We start from the raw sequence: 20,900 nt of genomic DNA on the forward strand, positions 1-20,900 counted from the left end.
TCGGGCCTCGAAACACGAAGCCACGACGGGCCGTACTACTCGGCCCTTCGCCCTTCGAGGCTCGGCTTTGCCGAGCACCTCAGGATGAAGGGCCTCCGCAAGGGGCTGAGCTGCCATTCGGCGTGTTCGACGTGAAACATCGGCACCGCCTGGGAAAGGCGAGGGCGCTCAGCCCTCGGCCTCGATCTCCTTCGCCCGCGCCTTCAGCCGATAGAGCGCGTCGAGCGCGGCGCGCGGGGTGAGGTCGTCGGGATCGATCGCGGCGATCGCCTCGAGCAGCGCCGCGAGCCGCCCGTCGTCCGGCGCGGGTTCGGGTTCCGGCGCGAGGGCCGGCTTCATCGCCGAGAACAGCGGCAACTCGTCGACAAAGGCGTCGCGCCTTCCGCGGCGATCCTGCTCCTCCAGCTGACGCAGCACCGCCTTGGCGCGCTCGATCACCTTCGGCGGCAGGCCGGCGAGCCGCGCCACCTGGATGCCGTAGGAGCGATCGGCGGCGCCGGCGACGATCTCGTGCAGGAAGACGACGTCGCCTTTCCACTCGCGCACTGCCGAGGTGACGTTGGCGATGCGCGGCAGGCGCTCGGCCAGGGTCGTCAGCTCGTGATAGTGGGTGGCGAAGAGGGCGCGGCAGCGGTTGACCGCGTTCAGATGCTCGATCGTCGCCCAGGCGATCGACAGGCCGTCGAAGGTGGCGGTGCCGCGGCCGATCTCGTCGAGGATGACGAGGGCGTTGCGGCCGGCCTGATTGAGGATCGCGGCGGTCTCGACCATCTCGACCATGAAGGTCGAACGACCGCGCGCCAGGTCGTCGGCGGCGCCGACGCGGCTGAAGAGCTTGTCGACGACGCCGATCCGCGCGGCCCGTGCCGGCACGAAGGCACCGATCTGGGCGAGCAGCACGATCAGCGCGTTCTGGCGCAGGAAGGTCGACTTGCCGCCCATGTTGGGGCCGGTGACGATCGTCAGCCGCCCCTCGCCCTCGGAGGCGCGCGGGCCGAGGTCGCAATCGTTGGCGACGAAGGGCTCGCCGGTCGTCGCCCTGAGTGCCTGTTCGACCACCGGATGGCGGCCGCCCTCGATGCGGAAGGCGAGGCTCTCCTCGACCACCGGCCGCACCCAGCCTTCGGCATCGGCGATCTCGGCGAGACCGGCCGCGACGTCGAGGATCGCCAGCGCTTCCGCCGCCGCGCGGATCGCCGGCTCGGCGGCGAGCACCCGCCGCGTCAGGTCCTCGAAGATCTCGCCCTCGATGCCGAGCGCCCGCTCGCCGGCCGACGCGATCTTCGCCTCGAGGCCGGAGAGTTCGACGGTCGAGAAGCGCACCGCGTTGGCCAGCGTCTGGCGATGGACGAAGCGCTCGACATGCGGCGGCTGCGTCAGCTTCTCGGCATGGGCGGGGGTGGTGTCGACGAAGAAGCCGAGGACGTTGTTGTGGCGGATCTTCAGGGACTTGATGCCGGTCGAGGCGACGTAGTCGCCCTCGAGGCGGGCGATCAGCCGCCGGCTGTCGGCGGAGAGTTCGCGCGCCTCGTCGAGCGGGATCGACCAGCCGGTCCGCACGAAGCCGCCGTCGCGCTTCAGCAGCGGCGGCTCGTCGAACAGCGCCGTCGCCAGCACGTCGGCGAGATCCTGCGGCGCCTCGAGGGCGGCGTCGCGGGCGCGGGCGAGTTCCTCGGGCAGAACGGCGAGCCGGGCGAGCGCCCCGCCGATCGTTCCGGCGGCGACGAGGCCGCGGCCGATGGCGGCGAGGTCGCGCGGACCGCCGCGCTGCAGGGCCAGCCGGCCGAGCGGCCGCAGCATGTCGGGGGCGGTCGCGAGCGCTTCGCGCAGCTGGCGGCGGAAGGTCGCGTCGTCGACCAGGAAGGCGACCGCGTCGGCCCGCCGGCCGATGACGGCGACTGCGGTCGAGGGACCCGCCAGCCGTTCGGCGAGGAGGCGCTGGCCGTTCGGCGTCACGGTGCGGTCGATGGCGGCGATGAGCGAGCCGCGCCGCTCGCCCGCAAGCGTGCGCATGATCTCGAGATTGGCCCGCGTGCCGGGGTCGATCGCGAGGATCCCGCCGGCATCCTCCTCGCGCCGCGGCGGCTCGAGCCGCGCCTTCATGCCGACCTGGGTCTTCTCGACATAGGCGACGACGCCGGAAACGGCCGAGAGTTCGGCGCGTTCGAACCGGCCGAAACCGTCGAGGGCGGCGACCTCGAAATAGGCGGCGATGCGCGCCTCCGCCGTCGCCGCGTCGAAGAGCGCCGCCGAGACCGGCGTCAGCGCGATCTTCTCGCGCCGGATCAGCGGCTTCAGCGTCTCGTCCTCGAACAGCTTCTCGGCCAGCACGATCTCGCGCGGGTCGATGCGGGCGATCTCGGCGGCGAGCCGGCCGGTGTCGACGCAGGTCACGCGGAACGAGCCCGACGAGATGTCGACGCGGGCGAGCCCCCAACGCGCGGTCTCGGCGTCGCCGCCGGTGCGGGCGATGGCGAGGAGATGGTTGGCGGTGCCGGCGTCGAGCAGGCTGTCCTCGGTGATCGTGCCGGGGGTCACGAGGCGGACGACGTCGCGCCGGACGACCGACTTGGCGCCGCGCTTCTTCGCCTCCGCCGGGTCCTCGAGCTGCTCGCAGACCGCGACGCGGAAGCCGAGCGCGATCAGGCGCTGGAGATACTCGTCGGCGCGGTGGATCGGCACGCCGCACATCGGGATGTCCTCGCCGAGGTGCTTGCCGCGCTTGGTCAGCACGATGCCGAGCGCGCGGGAGGCCTCCTCGGCGTCGCCGAAGAACAGCTCGTAGAAGTCGCCCATCCGGTAGAACAGCAGGCTGTCCGGATTGGCCGCCTTGATCTCCAGAAACTGCTCCATGACGGGCGTCGGGCGCTGGTCGGCATCGCGGGACGAGGTGTCGGTCATGGCGCTGAGAGCTCGGCGGCAGGGGAGGGCGACGGGCGAGGATCGGGCGAAGATAGCCGATGCGATCCCTCGCCGCGACCGCTTCGCCGCCGCCGGCCGAGGCTGTCCACCGCCGCATCGCGAAAACAACCGATTTTTGCGGCGATCACGACGAAAAGCGGGGTGTTTTCGCCCCTGCGCCGCCTTGACGCGGTTCCGTCGGGGGATAAGGTCGCCGTCCCCCGACTTTTGCGCGGAGCCCGACGGGACCGGTCGTCCCGAGGGTTTCACGTGGAACCCGCACCGAAGCAAGAGGCGGCGCCTCGACCCGCCCCCGGAGTGACAGATGGACTCGAACGAGAAGCCCGCGACCAAGACCGGTCGCCTCGCCGTCACCGATCAGGAAGCCCTGCAGTTCCACGCACAGGGCAAGCCGGGCAAGCTCGAGATCGTACCCACCAAGCCGATGGCGACCCAGCGCGACCTCGCGCTCGCCTACTCGCCCGGCGTCGCGGTGCCGGTGCGCGCCATCGCCGACGATCCCTCCAAGGCCTACGACTACACCTCCAAGGGCAATCTCGTCGCCGTCATCTCCAACGGCACGGCGATCCTCGGCCTCGGCAATCTCGGCGCGCTGGCGTCGAAGCCGGTGATGGAGGGCAAGGCGGTCCTGTTCAAGCGCTTCGCCGACGTCGATTCGATCGACCTCGAGGTGGCGACCGAAGACGTCGAGGAATTCATCGCCGCGGTGCGCTACCTCGGCCCCTCCTTCGGCGGCATCAACCTCGAGGACATCAAGGCGCCCGAGTGCTTCATGATCGAGAGCCGTCTGCGCGAGCTGATGGACATCCCGGTCTTCCACGACGACCAGCACGGCACGGCGATCATCTCGTCCGCGGGCATCATCAACGCCCTGCACCTGACCGGTCGCGACATTTCCGAAGCGGTCCTCGTCTGCAACGGCGCCGGCGCCGCCGGCATTGCCTGCATCGAGCTGATCAAGGCGATGGGCTTCCGCCACGAGAACGTCATCCTCTGCGACACCAAGGGTGTGGTCTGGAAGGGCCGCACCGAGGGCATGAACCAGTGGAAGTCGGCCCATGCGGTGGAGACCGACAAGCGGTCGCTCGCCGAGGCGGTCGCCGGTGCCGACATCTTCTTCGGCCTGTCCGCCAAGGGCGCGCTGACCCCCGAGATGGTCGCCTCGATGGCGCCGAACCCGATCATCTTCGCCATGGCCAACCCCGACCCGGAGATCACCCCGGAAGAGGTGGCGGCGGTGCGCGACGACGCGATCGTCGCCACCGGCCGGTCGGACTATCCCAACCAGGTCAACAACGTCCTCGGCTTCCCCTACATCTTCCGCGGCGCCCTCGACGTGCGGGCGCGGACGATCAACGAGGAGATGAAGATCGCCGCCGCCAAGGCGATCGCCCAGCTCGCCCGCGAGGACGTGCCGGACGAGGTGGCCGCCGCCTATCGCGGCGTGCGACCGAAGTTCGGCCCGCAGTACATCATCCCGGTGCCCTTCGACCCGCGCCTGATCTCCGAGATCCCGGTGGCGGTGGCGCAGGCGGCGATGGAATCGGGCGTCGCCCGTCGGCCGATCGTCGACATGGTCGCCTATCGCCAGCAGCTCTCGGCGCGCCGCGACCCGGTCGCCGGCACGCTCCAGCGCATCTTCTCGAAGATCAAGGCCAAGCCGAAGCGGGTGGTCTTTGCCGAGGGCGAGGAGGAGCCGGTGATCCGCGCCGCCGCCTCCTTCGTCAACCAGGGTCTCGGCACCGCCATCCTGGTCGGCCGCGAGGACCGCATCGCCGAGACGGCGGCGACCGCCGGCCTCGAACTGCCGGACGGCGTCGAGATCGTCAACGTCGCGACCTCGCCGCGCATCAAGGCCTATACCGATCACCTCTACGAGCGGCAGCAGCGCTCGGGCTTCCTCCAGCGCGACTGCGCCCGGGTCATCCTCGACCGCAACTACTTCGCCTCGTCGATGGTGGCGCTGGGCGATGCCGACGCCATGGTGTCGGGCACGACGCGCCACTTCACCACGGTGCTCAACGACGTCCGCCGCGTCATCGACGCGCGGCCGAACCATCGCGCCATCGGCCTGTCGCTGGTGCTCGCCCGCGGCCGCACCGTGATGATCGCCGACACCTCGATCACCGAGCTGCCGACCGGCGAGGAACTGGCGGACATCGCCGAGGAGGCGGCGGGTGCCGCCCGTCGTCTCGGCTACGAGCCGCGCGTCGCCTTCCTCGCCTATTCGAACTTCGGCCAGCCGCCGGGCGTGCGCACGGCGTCGGTCAAGGGGGCGGTCGAGATCCTCGATCGCCGCCGCGTCGACTTCGAGTACGAGGGCGAGATGTCGGCCGACGTGGCGCTCGACCCGGCCAAGATGGCGGCCTATCCCTTCTGTCGCCTGAAGGGCCCGGCCAACGTGCTGGTCATGCCGGCGATCCATGCCGCGACCATCGTCACCGGCATGCTGCGCATCCTCGGCGGCTCGACGGTGATCGGCCCGCTGCTGGTCGGTCTCGACAAGTCGGTGCAGATCGTGCCGCTGGGCGCCCGCGACAGCGACCTCGTCAACATGGCGGCGCTCGCGGCGTACGACATCAATGGGTGAGAGACGGTCCCGGCGCGGTGACGCGCCGGGACGTCCGTCGTATCCATTATTGTGTCCGATCTGTATCCATTCGCCTTGACGGTTCGAAATCGGCGTTGATAACGTCGCCGACGCCGGCCGTGACGGATGTCTACCGGTGCATCCGGCCGAGGCCGGTCGGACGGGGACGGGTTTCGACATGGACCGATCGGTCGTTTGCGCCGACGTGGCGATCGCCGGCGAAGATCATTTGGCGGAACGGGCGCACGCGCTTCTCGCCGACCCGGCCTTCCCCGAAGCCGTCGCCGCCTTCACCGTCTCGATGAACCGCTTCCGCCGCGAAGGTCGGGGGCCGCTCAACAAGCTGCTCGGCCGCGACATCCGGTTTCGGGTGGTCAACCTCTGCTTCTGCCTCCACGTCCGCGGCATCCTCGCCGGGTCGGAACGCGGCGCCTCCTTCGGCGAGATGGTCGAGGCCACCCGCCGCACCCTCGGCGGCAGCCCGCGCGTGGTGCGCACCACGCTCGACATGATGCGCCGAATGGGCCTCGTCGACGTCGAGGCCGGTCGCGCCGATCGCCGCGTCTCGATCTTCGTGCCGACCCCGCTGCTGATGGCGACGGTGCGGGCCTGGCTCGCCGGGGTGATGACCCATCTCGACCGGCTCGAGCCGGGCGCGCGTCGCGCCGAGCGCTTCGCCGGCGAACCCGGTTTCGTCGAACACGTCGCCGTCGCCATGGGCGAGGCCTTCCTCGCCGGCGAACCGCTGACCGGCCGGGTGCCGGAACTCGCCTGCTTCTTCCACCACGAATGCGGCTGGCCGGTCCTCAACACGGTCGTCGCCCATGCCCGCGAAGATCAGCCGCTGCCGACCCTCGGCGTCCTCGCCGAGACCTACGGCCTGACCAAGTCGCAGGTCGCCAACGTCGTGACGCTGGCCGTCGAGAACGGCTTCCTCGTTCGCGACACCGCCGGCCGTGCGACGGTCACGCCCGCCCTCACCGCCGCCTACGACCGCTGGGCGGCGATCTTCTTCGCCTTCATGCTGACGGTCTCCGACACGACGCGCCCGCTCGGCGATCCGGAGCTCGAGGACGCCCTCGCGGCGGTTCGCCGCGGGGGGTGAGCCGAAAACGAAAGAGGCGACCCGAAGGCCGCCTCTCGAAACGATCGTGCGTCGCGCCGCTCAGTGACCGGCCGAGCTGCTCTTCGAGCCGAACAGGCCGCTGCTGGTCAGCCCGATCACGAAGGCGAACATGACGGCGACGCCGGAGAGCGCGCCGATGATGAGGGCCGGATAACCGAAGATCGCGGTGGCGACGATCCAGACGAGCACGGCGACGACGGCGCCGATGAAGAGCTGAAGCACGAAAAATCCTCCACGGGATGCGACGATGGGCGAGAGCGGGTAGACCATTCGGACGATCGCGCCCGGTCCCCGTCTCGCGCCCTCGGTGGAAACCCGTAGGGCGCGCCTAGATAGAGTAATACGTAGTTGGACGTAAACCCCTTCCGATGTCGCATGCCGCGCAACGAGGCATTCCGGTGTGATCGGCGATGGAAATGCCTCGCGCGCCGTGGCAAAGGTGTCACATCGACGAGGGCCGCGAGGCGGTCGCTTCGCGTCGACACGAGGAGCGCCGCCTGCCGATGACCGCATCGAGGATGTTCGAGGGCCTGATCGATTCCGCCGACCTGCGCCGCCGTCTCACCGCGCTGGTCGCCGACGGCGCCGACGGCGGCAATCCGCAGGTCCGTTCCAAGGTCCTGGCGATCCTCAAGGAGGCGCGGCTCGAGTCGCGCGCGAAGATCCAGACGCTGCTGATGGAGGACCGCCGCGGCGTGCTCTGCGCCGAGCGGATCTCGCACGTCCAGGACGAACTGATCCGCGTCGTCTACGACTTCGCCGTCACCCACGTCTATCCGGTCAAGAACCCGTCCTCGGCCGAGCGCCTGTCGGTCGCCGCGGTCGGCGGCTACGGCCGCGCCACGCTGGCGCCGGGCTCCGACATCGATCTCCTGTTCCTGCTGCCCTACAAGCAGACGCCCTGGGGCGAGAGCGTCGTCGAATACATCCTCTACATGCTGTGGGATCTCGGCCTGAAGGTCGGCCACGCCACCCGCAACGTCGACGAATGCATCCGCCTTTCGCGCTCCGACCTGACGATCCGCACGGCGATCCTCGAGGCGCGCTGGATCTGGGGTGACCGGCCGCTCTACGACGATCTCGAGAAGCGCTTCGATGCCGAGGTGGTGCAGGGCACCGGCCGCGACTACATCGCGGCGAAGCTCGCCGAGCGCGACGACCGCCACAAGCGCCAGGGCATGAGCCGCTATCTCGTCGAGCCCAACATCAAGGAAGGCAAGGGGGGGCTGCGCGATCTGCAGACGCTGTTCTGGATCGCCAAGTACTTCTACCGCGTCAAGGACGCCCGCGAACTGGTCGGCGAGGGCGTCTTCTCGCAGTCGGAGTACCGCCGCTTCGAGCGCTGCGACGACTTTCTGTGGGGCATCCGCTGCCACATGCACTTCGCCACCAACCGGGCCGAGGAGCGCCTCTCCTTCGACCTCCAGCGCGAGATCGCCGGCCGCCTCGGCTATGTCGACAAGGGCGGCATGCGCGCCGTCGAGCGCTTCATGAAGCACTACTTCCTGGTGGCCAAGGACGTCGGCGACCTGACGCTGATCTTCTGTTCGGCGCTGGAGGAGGAACACGTCAAGCAGACCCCGGCGCTCAACCGCCTGCTCGGCCGCTTCACCCGCCGCCGCAAGCCCAAGACCGGCGACGGCGAGCCCTTCGCGGTCGACAACCGCCGCATCAACGTCGCCGACGACGGCGTCTTCGCCCGCGATCCGGTCAACCTGATCCGCATCTTCCACGAGGCCGACCGCAACAACCTCGACTTCCATCCGGACGCGCTGCGCCTGCTGACGCGGTCGCTGACGCTGATCGACGAGGCCGTCCGCGCCGACGAGACCGCCAATCGCCTCTTCATCGACATCGTCGCCTCGCGCCATTCGCCCGAACGCATTCTGCGGCGGATGAACGAGACCGGCGTGCTCGGCCGCTTCGTGCCGGAGTTCGGCAAGGTCGTGGCGATGATGCAGTTCAACATGTATCACCACTATACCGTCGACGAGCACCTGCTGCGGACGCTGGGCGAGCTCTCGTCGCTGGAGAACGGCACGCTGGCCGAGGAATGCCCGCTCGCCACCGAGCTCTTCCCCGGCATCCAGAACCGCAAGGTGATCTACCTCGCGACCTTTCTGCACGACATCGCCAAGGGTCGGCCGGAAGACCACTCGCTCTACGGCGCCAAGATCGCCCGCAAGGTCGGCCCGCGCTTCGGCCTCTCCGCCGCGGAGACCGAGACCGTCGCCTGGCTGGTCGAGAACCATCTGGTGATGAGCTCGGTCGCGCAGGGGCGCGATCTCAACGATCGCCGCACCATCGAGACCTTCGCCGAGATCGTCCAGAGCCCCGAGCGCCTGCGGCTGCTCCTGTGCCTGACCGTCGCCGACATCCGCGCCGTCGGCCCGGGCGTCTTCAACGGCTGGAAGGGGCAGCTCCTCAGGACGCTCTACTACGAGACCGAGCCCTATCTCGCCGGCGGCCATTCGCAGATCACCCGCGACCAGCGCGTCGCCGCCGCCAAGCGCGAGCTCTGCGACCGTCTCGTCGGCTGGAGCGAGGTCGAGAAACAGGCCTATGTCGAGCGCCACTACGCGCCCTACTGGCTGCGCGTCGACGTCTCCCGCAAGGTCGAGCACGCCAACTTCATCCGCGAGGCGACGCAGGGGCGCAAGCACCTCGCCACCTCGGTCATGCCGCACGTCTTCGAGGGCGTCACCGAGATCACCGTGCTCGCCGACGACCATCCCCGCCTGCTCTCGGCCATCGCCGGCGCCTGCGCGGTCGCCGGCGCCAACATCGTCGACGCGCAGATCTACACGACGACCGACGGTCTGGCGCTCGACACGATCTTCGTCGGCCGCGAGTTCACCGACGACGTCGACGAGCGCCGCCGCGGCCAGCGCATCACCGCGCTGATCGAGAAGACGCTGACCGGCGCCGAGCGCCTGCCCGAACAGGTCGAGCAGAAGAAGGGCGCCGCCAAGGGTCGCCTCAAGGCCTTCCAGATCCCGACCGACGTCATGGTCAACAACGCCTGGTCGGACCGCTTCACCGTCATCGAGGTCTCCGGCCTCGACCGGCCGGGCCTGCTCTTCGACCTGACGCGGGCGATCTCGGATCTCAATCTCAACATCGCCTCGGCGCATGTGGCGACCTTCGGCGAGCGCGCGGTCGACGTCTTCTACGTGACCGACCTCTTCGGCCACAAGGTCGAGAACCGGTCGCGCGAGAAGACCATCCGCGAACACCTCGTGCGCGCCTTCGACGGTACGCCCCGGGAGACCAGCCGCAAGCCCGCCGCCTGACGTCGGCATCCGGGGTGCCGAGCATGAGACTGCTGCGCAATGCCCTCGGCGTCGGCGCCGCGACGCTGGCGAGCCGGATCCTCGGCTTCCTGCGCGACGGGATGTTGGCGGCGGTGCTCGGCTCCGGGCCGGTCGCCGACGCCTTCGTGGTGGCGCTGCGCCTGCCCAATCTCTTCCGCCGGCTCTTCGCCGAAGGCGCCTTCGCCGCCGCCTTCGTGCCGGGCTACATCGCCGTGCGCGAGGCCGAGGGCCGCGAGGCCGCCCGCCGCTTCGCCGGCGCCGCGGCGCTCCTGCTGGTCGCCACCGTGGCGGCGATCACCGTCGTGGTCTGGGTCTTCACCGAACCGGTGGTGCGGCTGCTCGCCCCCGGCTACGGCGCCGATGCCGACAAGCTCGCCCTGACGGTGACGCTGACCCGCCTCGCCTTCCCCTATCTCGTCGGCATCACCGTCGTCGCCCTGCTCGGCGGCATTCTGGCGGCCGACCGGCGCTTCATGGCGGCGGCCTTCGCGCCGATCCTCTTCAACCTGCTGCTGCTCGTCGCGATGATCGTCGTGCTGGTGGTCGGCCGCAACGATGCCGTCTTCGCCGGCCGGCTGCTCGCCGCCACGGTGGCGGTCGCCGGCCTCGCCCAGGCGGCATTCCTCGTCACCGCCGCCGCACGGGCCGGGGCCCTGCCGCTGCCGGCGCGGCCGCGGGCCGATCCGGCGATGCGACGGCTCGCCCGCGCCTTCGCGCCGGGCCTCGTCGCCGGCGGCTTCGCCGAGATCGGCATCGTCGTCGGCACGATGATCGCCTCGGGCGAACCCGGCGCCGTCTCTTGGCTCTACTATGCCGATCGGCTCTACCAGCTGCCGCTCGGCCTCGTCGGCATCGCCGTCGGGCAGGTGCTGTTGCCCGAGATCGCCGAGGAGGCTGCCCGTCCCGGCGACGGCGTCCACGTGGTGCAGAGCCGCGCCTTCGAGTTCGCCCTGGCGCTGGCGCTGCCGGCCGCCTTCGGTCTGGTGCTGCTCGCCCATCCGATCGTCTCGGTGCTGTTCGAGCGCGGCGCCTTCTCGGCGAACGACGCCCGCGAGGCCGCCCGCGCACTCGCCGCCTTCGCGCTCGGACTGCCGGCCTTCGTGGCGATCCGCCTGTTCTCGGCCGCCCACTGGGGCCGCGGCGACACCCGCACGCCGATGATCCACGGCGTCGTCGCGGTCGGCCTCAACGTCGCGCTGTCGCTCGCCCTCCTGCCGCTGATCGGCTGGGTGGCGGTCGCATGGAGCACGGCGGCCTCGGCCTGGCTCAACGCCGGGCTGCTCGCCGCCGCGCTCTTTCGTCGCGACCACTGGCGCCTCGACGCCGCCGCCCGCCGTCGCCTGCCGCGCATCCTCGCTGCGGCGCTGGGCATGGCCGCGGTGGTCGGGCTCGCCCGCCTCTTCGTCGTCGATCCGGCCTTCGCCAGCGGCGGAACGACGCTGCGGCTCATGGCGGTCGCGGCCGCGATCCTCGCCGGCATCGCCGTCCACGGCGGCCTCCTGTGGGCGACCGGGGCGGTCGATCCGCGCGTCGTCATCCGCCGTTCGCCGGCGTCTTCCGAGCCTCTGCCCGACGGATCGGCGACTTGCGAGGCGCCGGTGGATCGCGCATAACGCGGCCCGAGGCCGCCTCCCCGTCCACAGGGGTTCGGGTCCGAGCCTCTGAGGATCCAAAATGACCGAAGCGATTCCCGCCGCCTTCGAACCGCGCGTGTTCTCCGGCGTCCAGCCGACCGGCAATCTCCATCTCGGCAACTATCTCGGTGCGATCGTGAAGTTCGTCGCGCTGCAGAAGACCCTCCCTTGCGTCTTCTGCGTCGTCGACATGCACGCGATCACCGTCTGGCAGGATCCGGAGGGTCTCCAGCGCCAGATTCGCGAAGTGACCGCCGCCTTCCTCGCCGCCGGTATCGACCCGAAGACGCAGATCGTCTTCAACCAGAGCCGCGTCCATCAGCACGCCGAGCTCGCCTGGGTCTTCAACTGCATCGCGCGCATCGGCTGGATGAACCGCATGACGCAGTTCAAGGACAAGGCCGGCAAGGATCGCGAGAACGCCTCGCTCGGTCTGCTCGCCTATCCCTCGCTGATGGCCGCCGACATCCTGCTCTACCGCGCCACCCACGTTCCGGTCGGCGAGGATCAGAAGCAGCATCTCGAGCTCACCCGCGACATCGCCCAGAAGTTCGACAACGACTATGCCGACCGCATCGCCGAGCTCGGTCTGGGTCCGAAGTTCTTCCCCCTGCCCGAGCCGATCATCCAGGGCCCGGCGACCCGCGTGATGTCCTTGCGCGACGGCACCAAGAAGATGTCGAAGTCGGACCCCTCCGACCTCAGCCGCATCAACCTGACCGACGACCGCGACGCCATCGCCCAGAAGCTGCGCAAGGCCAAGACCGATCCCGAGCCGCTGCCGAGCGAGATCGAGGGCCTGAAGGAACGCCCCGAGGCCGACAATCTCGTCGGCATCTACGCCGCGCTCGCCGGCACCACGGCGGCCGACGTGCTGGCCCAGTACGGCGGATCGCAGTTCTCGGCCTTCAAGGCGGCGCTGACCGACCTCGCGGTCGACAAGCTCGGCCCGGTCGGCGGTGAGATGAAGCGTCTGGTCGCCGACCCGGCCTACATCGACGCCGTCCTGAAGGAAGGCGGCGAGCGCGCCTCCGCCATCGCCCGCCCGGTGATGGACGCGGTCAAGGACATCGTCGGCCTCCTGCGCTGAGAAAAGGCGAGGGCGACGATCTGCCGAGATCGCTCGCCCTTGCCACCGCGCCCCGCGTCGTGGCAGCCTCGCGCCATGGTCCTCGCTCGCCGCTCGCACGAAGCCGGTCACCGGCGCAAGTTCCTGGTCGTCGTCGACGACACGGAGGAATGCGACCGCGCGGTCGTCTTCGCCGCCCTGCGCGCCGCCCATACCGGCGGCGCGGTGGTTCTGCTCCATGTCGTCGAGGATGCCGACTTCCGCGGCTTCCTCGGCGTCGAACAGGTGATGCGCGCCGAGGCCGAAGCCGAGGCGAAGGCGGTGCTCGAGAGGGTCGCCGCCCGCGTCCGCACGATGTCGGGGCTCGAGGCCGAACAGGTCGTCCGCTTCGGCGGCCGGGCCGCCGAGGTCCATGCCCTGATCGATGCCGACGAGGACATCGCCGTGCTGGTGCTCGCCGCCGGTACCGGATCGGAGGGCCCCGGCCCGCTGGTCACGGCGATCGGACGGGCCTCCGGCTCCTTCCCCGTGCCGATCACCATCGTCCCCGGCCACCTCCGCGACGGCGACATCGCCGCCATCGCGTGATTCTCCTCGCTGGACGAGGCGCACGGAAGGCCCTATCTGGAACGTCTCGAAATCCGGCTCGGCCCTTGAAACCGAGAGAGGAGAAACGATGTTCATCGAGACCGAAGTCACCCCCAATCCCGCGACGCTGAAGTTCGTGCCCGGCCGCAAGGTCATGGGCGAGGGCGCCCGCGAGTTCCGTTCCGCCGCCGAGGCCGCCGCCTCGCCGCTCGCCCAGCGCCTCTTCGCGGTGCCGGGCGTCACCGCCGTCTTCTTCGGCGCCGACTTCGTCTCGGTGACCAAGGACGGCCCGGAATGGCAGCATCTCAAGCCGGCCATCCTCGGCGCCATCATGGAATTCTTCATGTCCGGCGCGCCGCTCCTGGTCGAAGCCGCCGAAGAGGGCGCCGCCCGCGCCTATTCGGATGACGACGCCCGCGTCGTGGCGACGGTGAAGCAACTGCTCGACGAGCGCGTCCGCCCGGCGGTCGCCGGCGACGGCGGCGACATCACCTTCCATTCCTACGAGGACGGCATCGTCTATCTGACCATGCGCGGTGCCTGTTCCGGCTGCCCGTCGTCGACGGCGACGCTGCGCAACGGCGTGCAGAACCTCCTCAAGCACTTCGTTCCGGAAATCCGCGAAGTGCGCGCGGCCTCCTGAGGCCACGATCGCCCGCGCCGTCCGCTCGACCTTCGTCGCGCTGATGGCGCGCGCGTTTTCGCGATATTGATCGTTCCATGAAACTCCTCGCCGTCGATACTGCGCTCGATGCGCTCGCCGTCGCCCTGCTGGTGCGGGAGGGCGACCGCGTCGACGTCACGGCGTCGAGCGAGATCATCGGCCGCGGTCATGCCGAGAAGTTGATGGGCGCGATCGACGCGCTTCTCGCCCGCACCGAGACGGCGATCACGGCGATCGACGCCTTCGCGGTCACGACCGGCCCCGGCTCCTTCACCGGCATCCGCATCGGGGTTGCCGCCGTGCGCGGCTTCGCGCTCGCCGCCGGCCGTCCCGCCGTCGGCGTGCCGACCCTCGAGGCGCTCGCCGCCGAGGCGCGGACGCAGGTGCCCGGCAGGGCGATCTTCGCCGTGCTCGATGCCCGCAAGGACGAGGTCTATGCCCAGGGCTTCGCCGCCGACGGCTGCGCCCTCGGCCGTGCCGAGGTGATCGCGCCCGCCCTCGTCGCCGCCCGCGCGGTCGCCGAGGACGCCGTGCTCGTCGGCACCGGCGCGGCGCTGGTCGGCGCCCAGGCGCCGGATCTTACCCGCCTCGACGTCCCGGCGATCCCGGGCATCGAGACCGTCGCCCGCCTCGCGCTCGCCAGGCTGGATGCCTGCGGCGGGGTCTGCGAGAAGCCGTCGCCGCTCTACGTCCGCCCCGCCGACGCCAAGCCGCAGGACGGCCACCGTCTCGCCCGCCTGACGCCCGCCGCGCTGCTCGGCCCCGCCGGGTCGGAGGAGGGCGCGCCATGAGCCTGTGGGACGACATGTGGGGTGTCGCCTGGTGGGTGGCGCCGTGGAGCCCCTGGGCCAAGACGCCGATGTTCTCCTTCGAGGAGGCCTGGGCGGAAGATACCGAGAAGCTCGCCGAGATCCATGCCGCCGGCTTTCCCGGTGCGGCCTGGAGCGCCGCCGATCTCGCCGCCCTGCTGCGCGAGGAGACGGTGACCGGTGTCGTCGCCCGCCGCGCCAATGCCTTCGGCACGCGTTCGGCGGTCGGATTCGTGCTGCTGCGCACCGTCGCCGACGAATCGGAAGTGCTGACCGTCGCGGTCGCCCCCTCCCATCGCCGCCGCGGCGTCGGTCGCGCGCTGATGGAGGAGGCGATGCGCCGGCTCTACCGTGATCGCATCGCCTCGCTCTTTCTCGAGGTCGATGCGGGAAACGGTGCGGCGCTCGCCCTATATCGCCGCTTGCGCTTCGAGAAGGTCGGCGAGCGCAAGGGCTACTACGCCCACGGCAGCGTGCCGGGCGCCACGGCGCTTGTCATGCGGGCCGATCTTCGTTAATCGCCATGATGGACTTCGATCCGGCCGGGGGGAGATCGCCCGTGAACCATCCGACGAACAGATCCGCCAACCCAGAAGGTCCGCTCGAGGATCGCTGCGTCGCCGCCGGCATGCGCATGACCGATCAGCGTCGCGTCATCGCCCGGGTGATCGAGGGCGCCGTCGACCATCCCGACGTCGAGGAGCTGCATCGCCGCGCCTCCGCCATCGACAAGCGCATCTCGATCTCCACCGTCTACCGCACGGTGAAGCTCTTCGAGGACACCGGCATCATCGAACGCCACGACTTCCGCGACGGCCGCTCGCGCTACGAGACCGTGTCGGACGAGCACCACGATCACCTGATCGATCTGCGCTCCGGCCGCGTCGTCGAGTTCCGCAACGCCGACATCGAGAAGCTGCAGCAGTTCATCGCCCGCGAACTCGGCTTTCGCCTCGTCGATCACCGGCTCGAACTCTACGGCGTGCCGCTCGACGAGCCGGAGACGCCGTGAGACATCGGAGCGGCGCATGAGGACCTTCCGCGCCGGCGTCGCGCTCGCCCACCTGACGGCGATCACCGTCGTCGCCCTGCCCCTGCAGTGGCTGGCGGTCAGGTTCTCCTGGCCGCTCGCCCGCACCCTTCCCGGCTGGTGGCATCGCCGCGCCCTCGAGGCGCTCGACGTGCGCATCCGCGTCTCCGGCGCCCCGGTCACCGCCCGGCCGCTGCTGGTGACCCCCAACCACGCCTCCTGGCTCGACATCTCGGTGATCGGCTCGCTGATGCCGGTCTCCTTCGTCGCCAAGGCGGAAGTGGCGACCTGGCCGATCTTCGGCCTCTTCGCGAAGCTCCAGCGCTCGGTCTTCGTCGACCGCACCCGCCGCACCGCGACGGGCAAGGCCGCGAGCGAACTCGCCGACCGCCTGTCGTCGGGCGACTGCATGGTACTCTTCCCCGAGGGTACCTCGTCGTGGGGCGACCGCGTCCTGCCCTTCCGCTCGGCGCTGCTCGGCGCGGCTCGGGCGGCGATCGACGTCGGCGGCCACACCGAGGTCTTCGTCCAACCGATGACCGTCGCCTATACCCGCATCGCCGGCCTGCCGGTCGGCCGTGCCGAGCGTCACCGCGTCGCCTGGGTCGGCGACGACGAGCTGATGCCGCATCTCTGGGGCATCGCGACCGCCGGCGGCATCGACGTCGAGATCGTCTGGGGCGAGGCCCGCCCCTTCGGCGCCGGGACCGACCGCAAGAGCCTCACCGCCGAACTCGAGGCCGGGGTGCGCGCCGGCCTCTCCGCCTGTCTCCATCCGGTGCAGCCGATCGCCGTCGAAGTGCCCGAGCCCGCCGAGGCGGAGGCGGGCGACGCCGCGTGAGGCCGGATTGCGCGGACAGGGCGGTTTCGCCGCCGGCTTTTCTGCGATAGAGAGCGCCGAACGATGGTGCGGGCGGCCCGAGGCCCCCGCCTTGCAGGACAGCCTTCACGGACGGGTTCCATGAGCGAGACGAAGAAGGTCTTCATCAAGACCTACGGCTGCCAGATGAACGTCTACGACAGCGAGCGGATGACCGACACGCTGGCGCCGAACGGCTGGGTCGAGGCGGCGAGCGCCGACGAGGCCGATCTGGTCATCCTCAACACCTGCCACATCCGCGAGAAGGCCTCCGAGAAGGTCTATTCCGAACTCGGCCGCATGCGCGTGCTGAAGGCGGAGAAGGCGGAACGCGGCGAGAAGCTGCTGGTCGGCGTCGCCGGCTGCGTCGCCCAGGCCGAGGGCCGCGAGATCGCGCGGCGCGCGCCGGTCGTCGACATGGTCTTCGGCCCGCAGAGCTACCACCACCTGCCCGACATCCTCGCCCGCACCTCGAACGGCGCCCGCGTCGTCGAGACCGAGTTCCCGGTCGAGGACAAGTTCGACCATCTCGCCCCGGCGACGCGCGAGAAGACCATCGCCCGCGGCCTCACTGCCTTCCTGACGGTGCAGGAGGGCTGCGACAAGTTCTGCACCTTCTGTGTCGTGCCCTATACCCGCGGCGCCGAGACCTCGCGGCCCGTCGACCGCATCCTCGCCGAGGCCCGCCGTCTGGCCGACGCCGGCGTGCGCGAGGTGACGCTGCTCGGGCAGAACGTCAACGGCTTCCACGGCGAGGGACCGGACGGCGAGATCTGGCGCCTCGGCCGGCTCTGCCGCGCGCTCGCCGAGATCCCCGGCCTCGACCGCATCCGCTACACGACCAGCCATCCCCGCGACATGAGCGACGACCTTCTCGCCGCCCATCGCGACCTGCCGCAGCTGATGCCCTGGCTGCATCTGCCGGTGCAGTCGGGCAACGACCGGATCCTCGCGGCGATGAACCGTCGCCACACCCGCGACGAGTATCTGCGCCTGATCGACCGCATCCGCGCCGCCCGTCCCGACATCGCCATGTCGGGCGACTTCATCGTCGGCTTCCCCGGCGAGACCGAAGCGGAGTTCGCCGACACGCTGTCGATCGTCGCCGAGGTCGGCTACGCCTCCGCCTTCTCGTTCAAATATTCCGCCCGCCCCGGCACGCCCGCCGCCGGCGAGGCCGACCAGATCGCGGAAAGCGTGAAGATCGAGCGCCTCGCCCGCCTCCAGGCCGAGATCGACGCGGCGACCCGCGCCTTCAACGCCTCGCGCCTCGGCATGGAGATGGACGTCCTGCTGGAGAAGCCGGGCCGCCGCCCCGGCCAGATGGCCGGCCGTTCGCCCTGGCTCCAGGCGGTGCACCTCGCGGCCTCGGAGGATCTCCTCGGCAAGATCGTGCGCGTACGTGTGGATGCCGTCGCACCGAATTCACTGACGGCGAGCCTGATCGGTGTAGCATCGGACGGAAGGTCCGATTCGGCCATCGAGGGAGGTGCCCGGTGAACGATGCGAAGAGCCCGTCTTCCAACGACTTCCCGGTGACGGGCCACGCCTCCGACATGACCCATGTCGTCCTCGCCTTCGACGACAACCGCCTCGTCTCCGATCTCTTCGGTCAGTTCGACCAGAACCTCGCCGAGATCGAGCGCCGCCTGCAGGTCACGGTGGTCGCCCACGGCAACCAGGTGACGATCAAGGGTCCGCACGAGCGCTGCGAGACCGCCCGCACCGTGCTCGAGACCCTGTGGGAACGGCTCCAGGCCGGCCGCGAGGTTCATCCCGGCGACGTCGACGGCGCCATCCGCATGGCCGAGAGCGAGGCCGAGCAGCTGCCGCTGCCGACCCTCGAGCCCAAGACCCGCTTCGCCCCGGCGCAGATCTCCACCCGCCGCAAGACCGTCTCGGCCCGTACCCCGGCGCAGGACGCCTATGTCCGCGCCATGGACCGCGCCGACCTCGTCTTCGGCATCGGCCCGGCCGGCACCGGCAAGACCTATCTCGCCGTCGCCTATGCCGCCGCCCTGATCGAGCGCGGCGACGTCGACCGGCTGATCCTGTCGCGCCCGGCGGTCGAGGCGGGCGAGCGCCTCGGCTTCCTGCCCGGCGACATGAAGGAGAAGGTCGACCCCTATCTCCGCCCGCTCTACGACGCGCTCTACGACATGATGCCGGCGGAGAAGGTCGAACGCGGCCTGCAGTCCGGCATGATCGAGGTGGCGCCGCTCGCCTTCATGCGCGGCCGCACCCTGTCGAACGCGGTGGTCCTGCTCGACGAGGCGCAGAACTGCACCGCGATGCAGATGAAGATGTTCCTGACGCGTCTCGGCGAGAACTCCAAGATGATCGTCACCGGCGACCCGACCCAGGTCGACCTGCCGTCCGGCACCCGCTCGGGTCTCGTCGACGCGCTGGAGATCCTGACCGGCATGCCGGGCATGATCCGGGTGAACTTCACCGAGAAGGACGTGGTGCGCCACGAACTCGTCCGCCGCATCGTCAAGGCCTACGACGACGCCTCGCGCGAACGCCTCGCCGCCGAGAAGGCGCGCGAGGAGGCCCGTTTCGCCGCCCGCGCCGAATTCGCCACCGACGACACGCTGCTGCGCGACAAATACGGCATCACCCGCCCCGACCGCGGAGAGCGGACGTGAGCGGGACGCCGTCGATCGCCGTCGACATCGCCGTCGAGGCCGAGGCCTGGGGGGCCGAAGAGGCCTGGCGCCCGCTGGTCGAACGCGTCGCCGCGGCGGTCGCGCTGCGCGACGAGCTGATCGTGCCGGAAGATGCCGAGCTGTCGCTGGTCCTGACCGACGACGCCCGCATCCGCGAGCTGAACCGCGACTGGCGCGACAAGGACAAGCCGACCAACGTGCTGTCCTTCCCCGCCGCCGATCCGGACGACGACGATCCGGGGCCGCTGCTCGGCGACGTGGTGATCGCCCGCGAGACCACGGCGCGCGAGGCGGAAGACGAGGGCAAGACCCTCGACGACCACGTCGCCCATCTCCTCGTCCACGGCCTTCTCCACCTCTTCGGCTTCGACCACGAGACCGACGAGGAGGCCGAGGAGATGGAGGCGCTGGAACGCGAGATCCTGGGCGGTCTCGGCATCGCCGACCCTTACGCCGACGAGAGCGGCGAAGGAGCGAATTGACACGAACCGCCCGCGCACCGCACCATCGGTGTTCGAATGGCGAAAGAGACCGACGCGAGATGAGCGACGCGAATTCCCCCGGTTCGGGGCAGAGTACCGGCGCCGCGGGCAGGGCCGAGACGGCCGACGCCCGTGGCGAACAGTCTTCCCGATCGGGCGAGAGTTGGCTCGATCGATTGCGCGCCGCGGTGGGCTGGAAACCGTCCGCCGCCGAGCTGCGCGAAAACCTCGAGAGCGCCCTCGACGAGGCCGGCGAGGAGGGGTTCTCGACCGAAGAGCGCGAAATGATCCGCGCCATCCTCCGTCTCGGCGAGACCCGCGTCGACGACGTCATGGTCGCCCGCGCCGACATCGAGGGCATCGACGAGGACACCTCGCTCGAACGCGCCCTCCTCGCCTTCATGATCTCCGGCCATTCGCGCATGCCGGTCTATCGCGAGAGCCTCGACGAGGCTGTGGGCATGATCCACATCCGCGATCTCGTCACCCACGTCACCCGCGCCGCCCAGATCGGCGACGATCCGGCGACCGCCCGGCTCGATCTCGCCCGCGCCGACCTCGGCCAGAAGCTCGGCGCGACCGGCCTCGTCCGGCCGGTGCTCTTCGTGCCCGGTTCGATGCGCGCCGACGATCTGCTGACGCGGATGCAGGCCGAGCGCATCCAGATGGCGCTGGTCATCGACGAATACGGCGGCGTCGACGGTCTCGTCTCGATGGAGGACATCGTCGAGACCGTGGTCGGCGACATCGAGGACGAGCACGACGAGGAGGAGGATGCCGACATCGTCGCCTCCGGCCCCGACCTGTGGCTGGTCGACGCCCGCACCGCGCTCGAGGACGCCGCCGAGACGATCGGCTTCGACTTCTCCGGCATCGGCCTCGACGACGAGGTCGAATCCGTCGGCGGCCTGATCGTCGCGCTCGCCGGCCGCGTGCCGGCGGTGGGCGAGATCTTCGTCTCCGACCGCATGCCGGGGCTCGCCGTCGAGATTCTCGACGCCGACAACCGCCGTCTCAAGCGCCTGCGGCTCCAGCGTCGTCCGGTCGACGCCGGCTGAGCGCACCGCGAGCGTCTTGACGTCGTCGTCCTCCCCCGACGAGGTGGAGCGACGCCGCGCCGTGCCGTGATTCGCTCAGGAGACGT

At 70.2% G+C, this 20,900-nt stretch carries 17 protein-coding genes; 15 read left to right on the plus strand and 2 right to left on the minus strand.

The window, feature by feature from the left end:
- Window positions 1–168: 168 nt before the first annotated feature.
- Window positions 169–2,901, minus strand: a complete 2,733-nt coding sequence (mutS, locus tag ACT53U_RS15220; protein WP_476156456.1) for a DNA mismatch repair protein MutS — start codon at window positions 2,899–2,901, stop codon at window positions 169–171.
- A 325-nt stretch (window positions 2,902–3,226) separates the two neighbouring features.
- Here mutS and ACT53U_RS15225 point away from each other — a divergent pair, with 325 nt between their 5' ends.
- Both ACT53U_RS15225 and ACT53U_RS15230 read left to right on the plus strand, forming a co-directional pair.
- Window positions 3,227–5,512 carry an NADP-dependent malic enzyme gene (locus tag ACT53U_RS15225; RefSeq protein ID WP_476156458.1) on the plus strand — a complete coding sequence of 762 codons (2,286 nt, stop codon included), beginning with the start codon at window positions 3,227–3,229 and terminating at the stop codon, window positions 5,510–5,512.
- 178 nt (window positions 5,513–5,690) lie between these two features.
- Entirely contained in the window at window positions 5,691–6,617 is a 927-nt protein-coding gene (locus ACT53U_RS15230; protein WP_476156460.1) for a hypothetical protein, read from the plus strand.
- A 60-nt stretch (window positions 6,618–6,677) separates the two neighbouring features.
- Here ACT53U_RS15230 and ACT53U_RS15235 read toward each other — a convergent pair whose 3' ends face one another.
- Window positions 6,678–6,860 carry a hypothetical protein gene (locus ACT53U_RS15235; RefSeq protein WP_476156461.1) on the minus strand — a complete coding sequence of 61 codons (183 nt, stop codon included), beginning with the start codon at window positions 6,858–6,860 and terminating at the stop codon, window positions 6,678–6,680.
- Window positions 6,861–7,141: 281 nt separating this feature from the next.
- Between ACT53U_RS15235 and ACT53U_RS15240 the strand changes: the two genes are divergently transcribed.
- The 13 genes from ACT53U_RS15240 (at window position 7,142) to ACT53U_RS15300 (ending at window position 20,814) form a co-directional block, all read left to right on the plus strand.
- Window positions 7,142–9,931, plus strand: coding sequence for a [protein-PII] uridylyltransferase (locus ACT53U_RS15240; protein ID WP_476156462.1), 2,790 nt, complete (start codon window positions 7,142–7,144; stop codon window positions 9,929–9,931).
- A gap of 23 nt (window positions 9,932–9,954) precedes the next feature.
- Entirely contained in the window at window positions 9,955–11,565 is a 1,611-nt protein-coding gene (gene murJ, locus ACT53U_RS15245; RefSeq protein ID WP_476156464.1) for a murein biosynthesis integral membrane protein MurJ, read from the plus strand.
- Window positions 11,566–11,626: 61 nt separating this feature from the next.
- A complete protein-coding gene (gene trpS, locus ACT53U_RS15250) occupies window positions 11,627–12,676 on the plus strand; it encodes a tryptophan--tRNA ligase (RefSeq protein WP_476156465.1) in 1,050 nt (349 codons plus the stop codon).
- A 75-nt stretch (window positions 12,677–12,751) separates the two neighbouring features.
- Window positions 12,752–13,243, plus strand: a complete 492-nt coding sequence (locus ACT53U_RS15255) for a universal stress protein (protein ID WP_476156467.1) — start codon at window positions 12,752–12,754, stop codon at window positions 13,241–13,243.
- Between the two features lie 88 nt (window positions 13,244–13,331).
- Window positions 13,332–13,886: a NifU family protein gene (locus ACT53U_RS15260; protein ID WP_476156469.1), complete on the plus strand. Its 555-nt coding sequence runs from the start codon at window positions 13,332–13,334 to the stop codon at window positions 13,884–13,886.
- A gap of 77 nt (window positions 13,887–13,963) precedes the next feature.
- A complete protein-coding gene (tsaB, locus tag ACT53U_RS15265) occupies window positions 13,964–14,698 on the plus strand; it encodes a tRNA (adenosine(37)-N6)-threonylcarbamoyltransferase complex dimerization subunit type 1 TsaB (protein WP_476156471.1) in 735 nt (244 codons plus the stop codon).
- Window positions 14,695–15,234 (plus strand): GNAT family N-acetyltransferase, encoded by a 540-nt coding sequence (locus ACT53U_RS15270; protein ID WP_476156473.1) that lies wholly within the window; start codon window positions 14,695–14,697, stop codon window positions 15,232–15,234. The genes tsaB and ACT53U_RS15270 overlap by 4 nt, the downstream gene beginning before the upstream one ends.
- A gap of 110 nt (window positions 15,235–15,344) precedes the next feature.
- Window positions 15,345–15,728, plus strand: a complete 384-nt coding sequence (locus ACT53U_RS15275; RefSeq protein ID WP_476156784.1) for a Fur family transcriptional regulator — start codon at window positions 15,345–15,347, stop codon at window positions 15,726–15,728.
- Between the two features lie 16 nt (window positions 15,729–15,744).
- Window positions 15,745–16,587 (plus strand): lyso-ornithine lipid O-acyltransferase, encoded by an 843-nt coding sequence (olsA, locus tag ACT53U_RS15280; protein WP_476156475.1) that lies wholly within the window; start codon window positions 15,745–15,747, stop codon window positions 16,585–16,587.
- Between the two features lie 120 nt (window positions 16,588–16,707).
- Window positions 16,708–18,105, plus strand: coding sequence for a tRNA (N6-isopentenyl adenosine(37)-C2)-methylthiotransferase MiaB (gene miaB / locus ACT53U_RS15285; RefSeq protein ID WP_476156476.1), 1,398 nt, complete (start codon window positions 16,708–16,710; stop codon window positions 18,103–18,105).
- A 56-nt stretch (window positions 18,106–18,161) separates the two neighbouring features.
- Window positions 18,162–19,253, plus strand: coding sequence for a PhoH family protein (locus ACT53U_RS15290; RefSeq protein ID WP_476156786.1), 1,092 nt, complete (start codon window positions 18,162–18,164; stop codon window positions 19,251–19,253).
- The gene (ybeY, locus tag ACT53U_RS15295) at window positions 19,250–19,756 is read left to right on the plus strand and encodes an rRNA maturation RNase YbeY (RefSeq protein WP_476156478.1); all 507 of its coding nucleotides are present in this window, start codon (window positions 19,250–19,252) and stop codon (window positions 19,754–19,756) included. The genes ACT53U_RS15290 and ybeY overlap by 4 nt, the downstream gene beginning before the upstream one ends.
- A 176-nt stretch (window positions 19,757–19,932) precedes the next feature.
- Window positions 19,933–20,814: a CBS domain-containing protein gene (locus tag ACT53U_RS15300; RefSeq protein WP_476156480.1), complete on the plus strand. Its 882-nt coding sequence runs from the start codon at window positions 19,933–19,935 to the stop codon at window positions 20,812–20,814.
- Window positions 20,815–20,900 lie beyond the last annotated feature (86 nt).

The sequence above is a fragment of the Pinisolibacter sp. DMC19 genome (assembly GCF_056313985.1).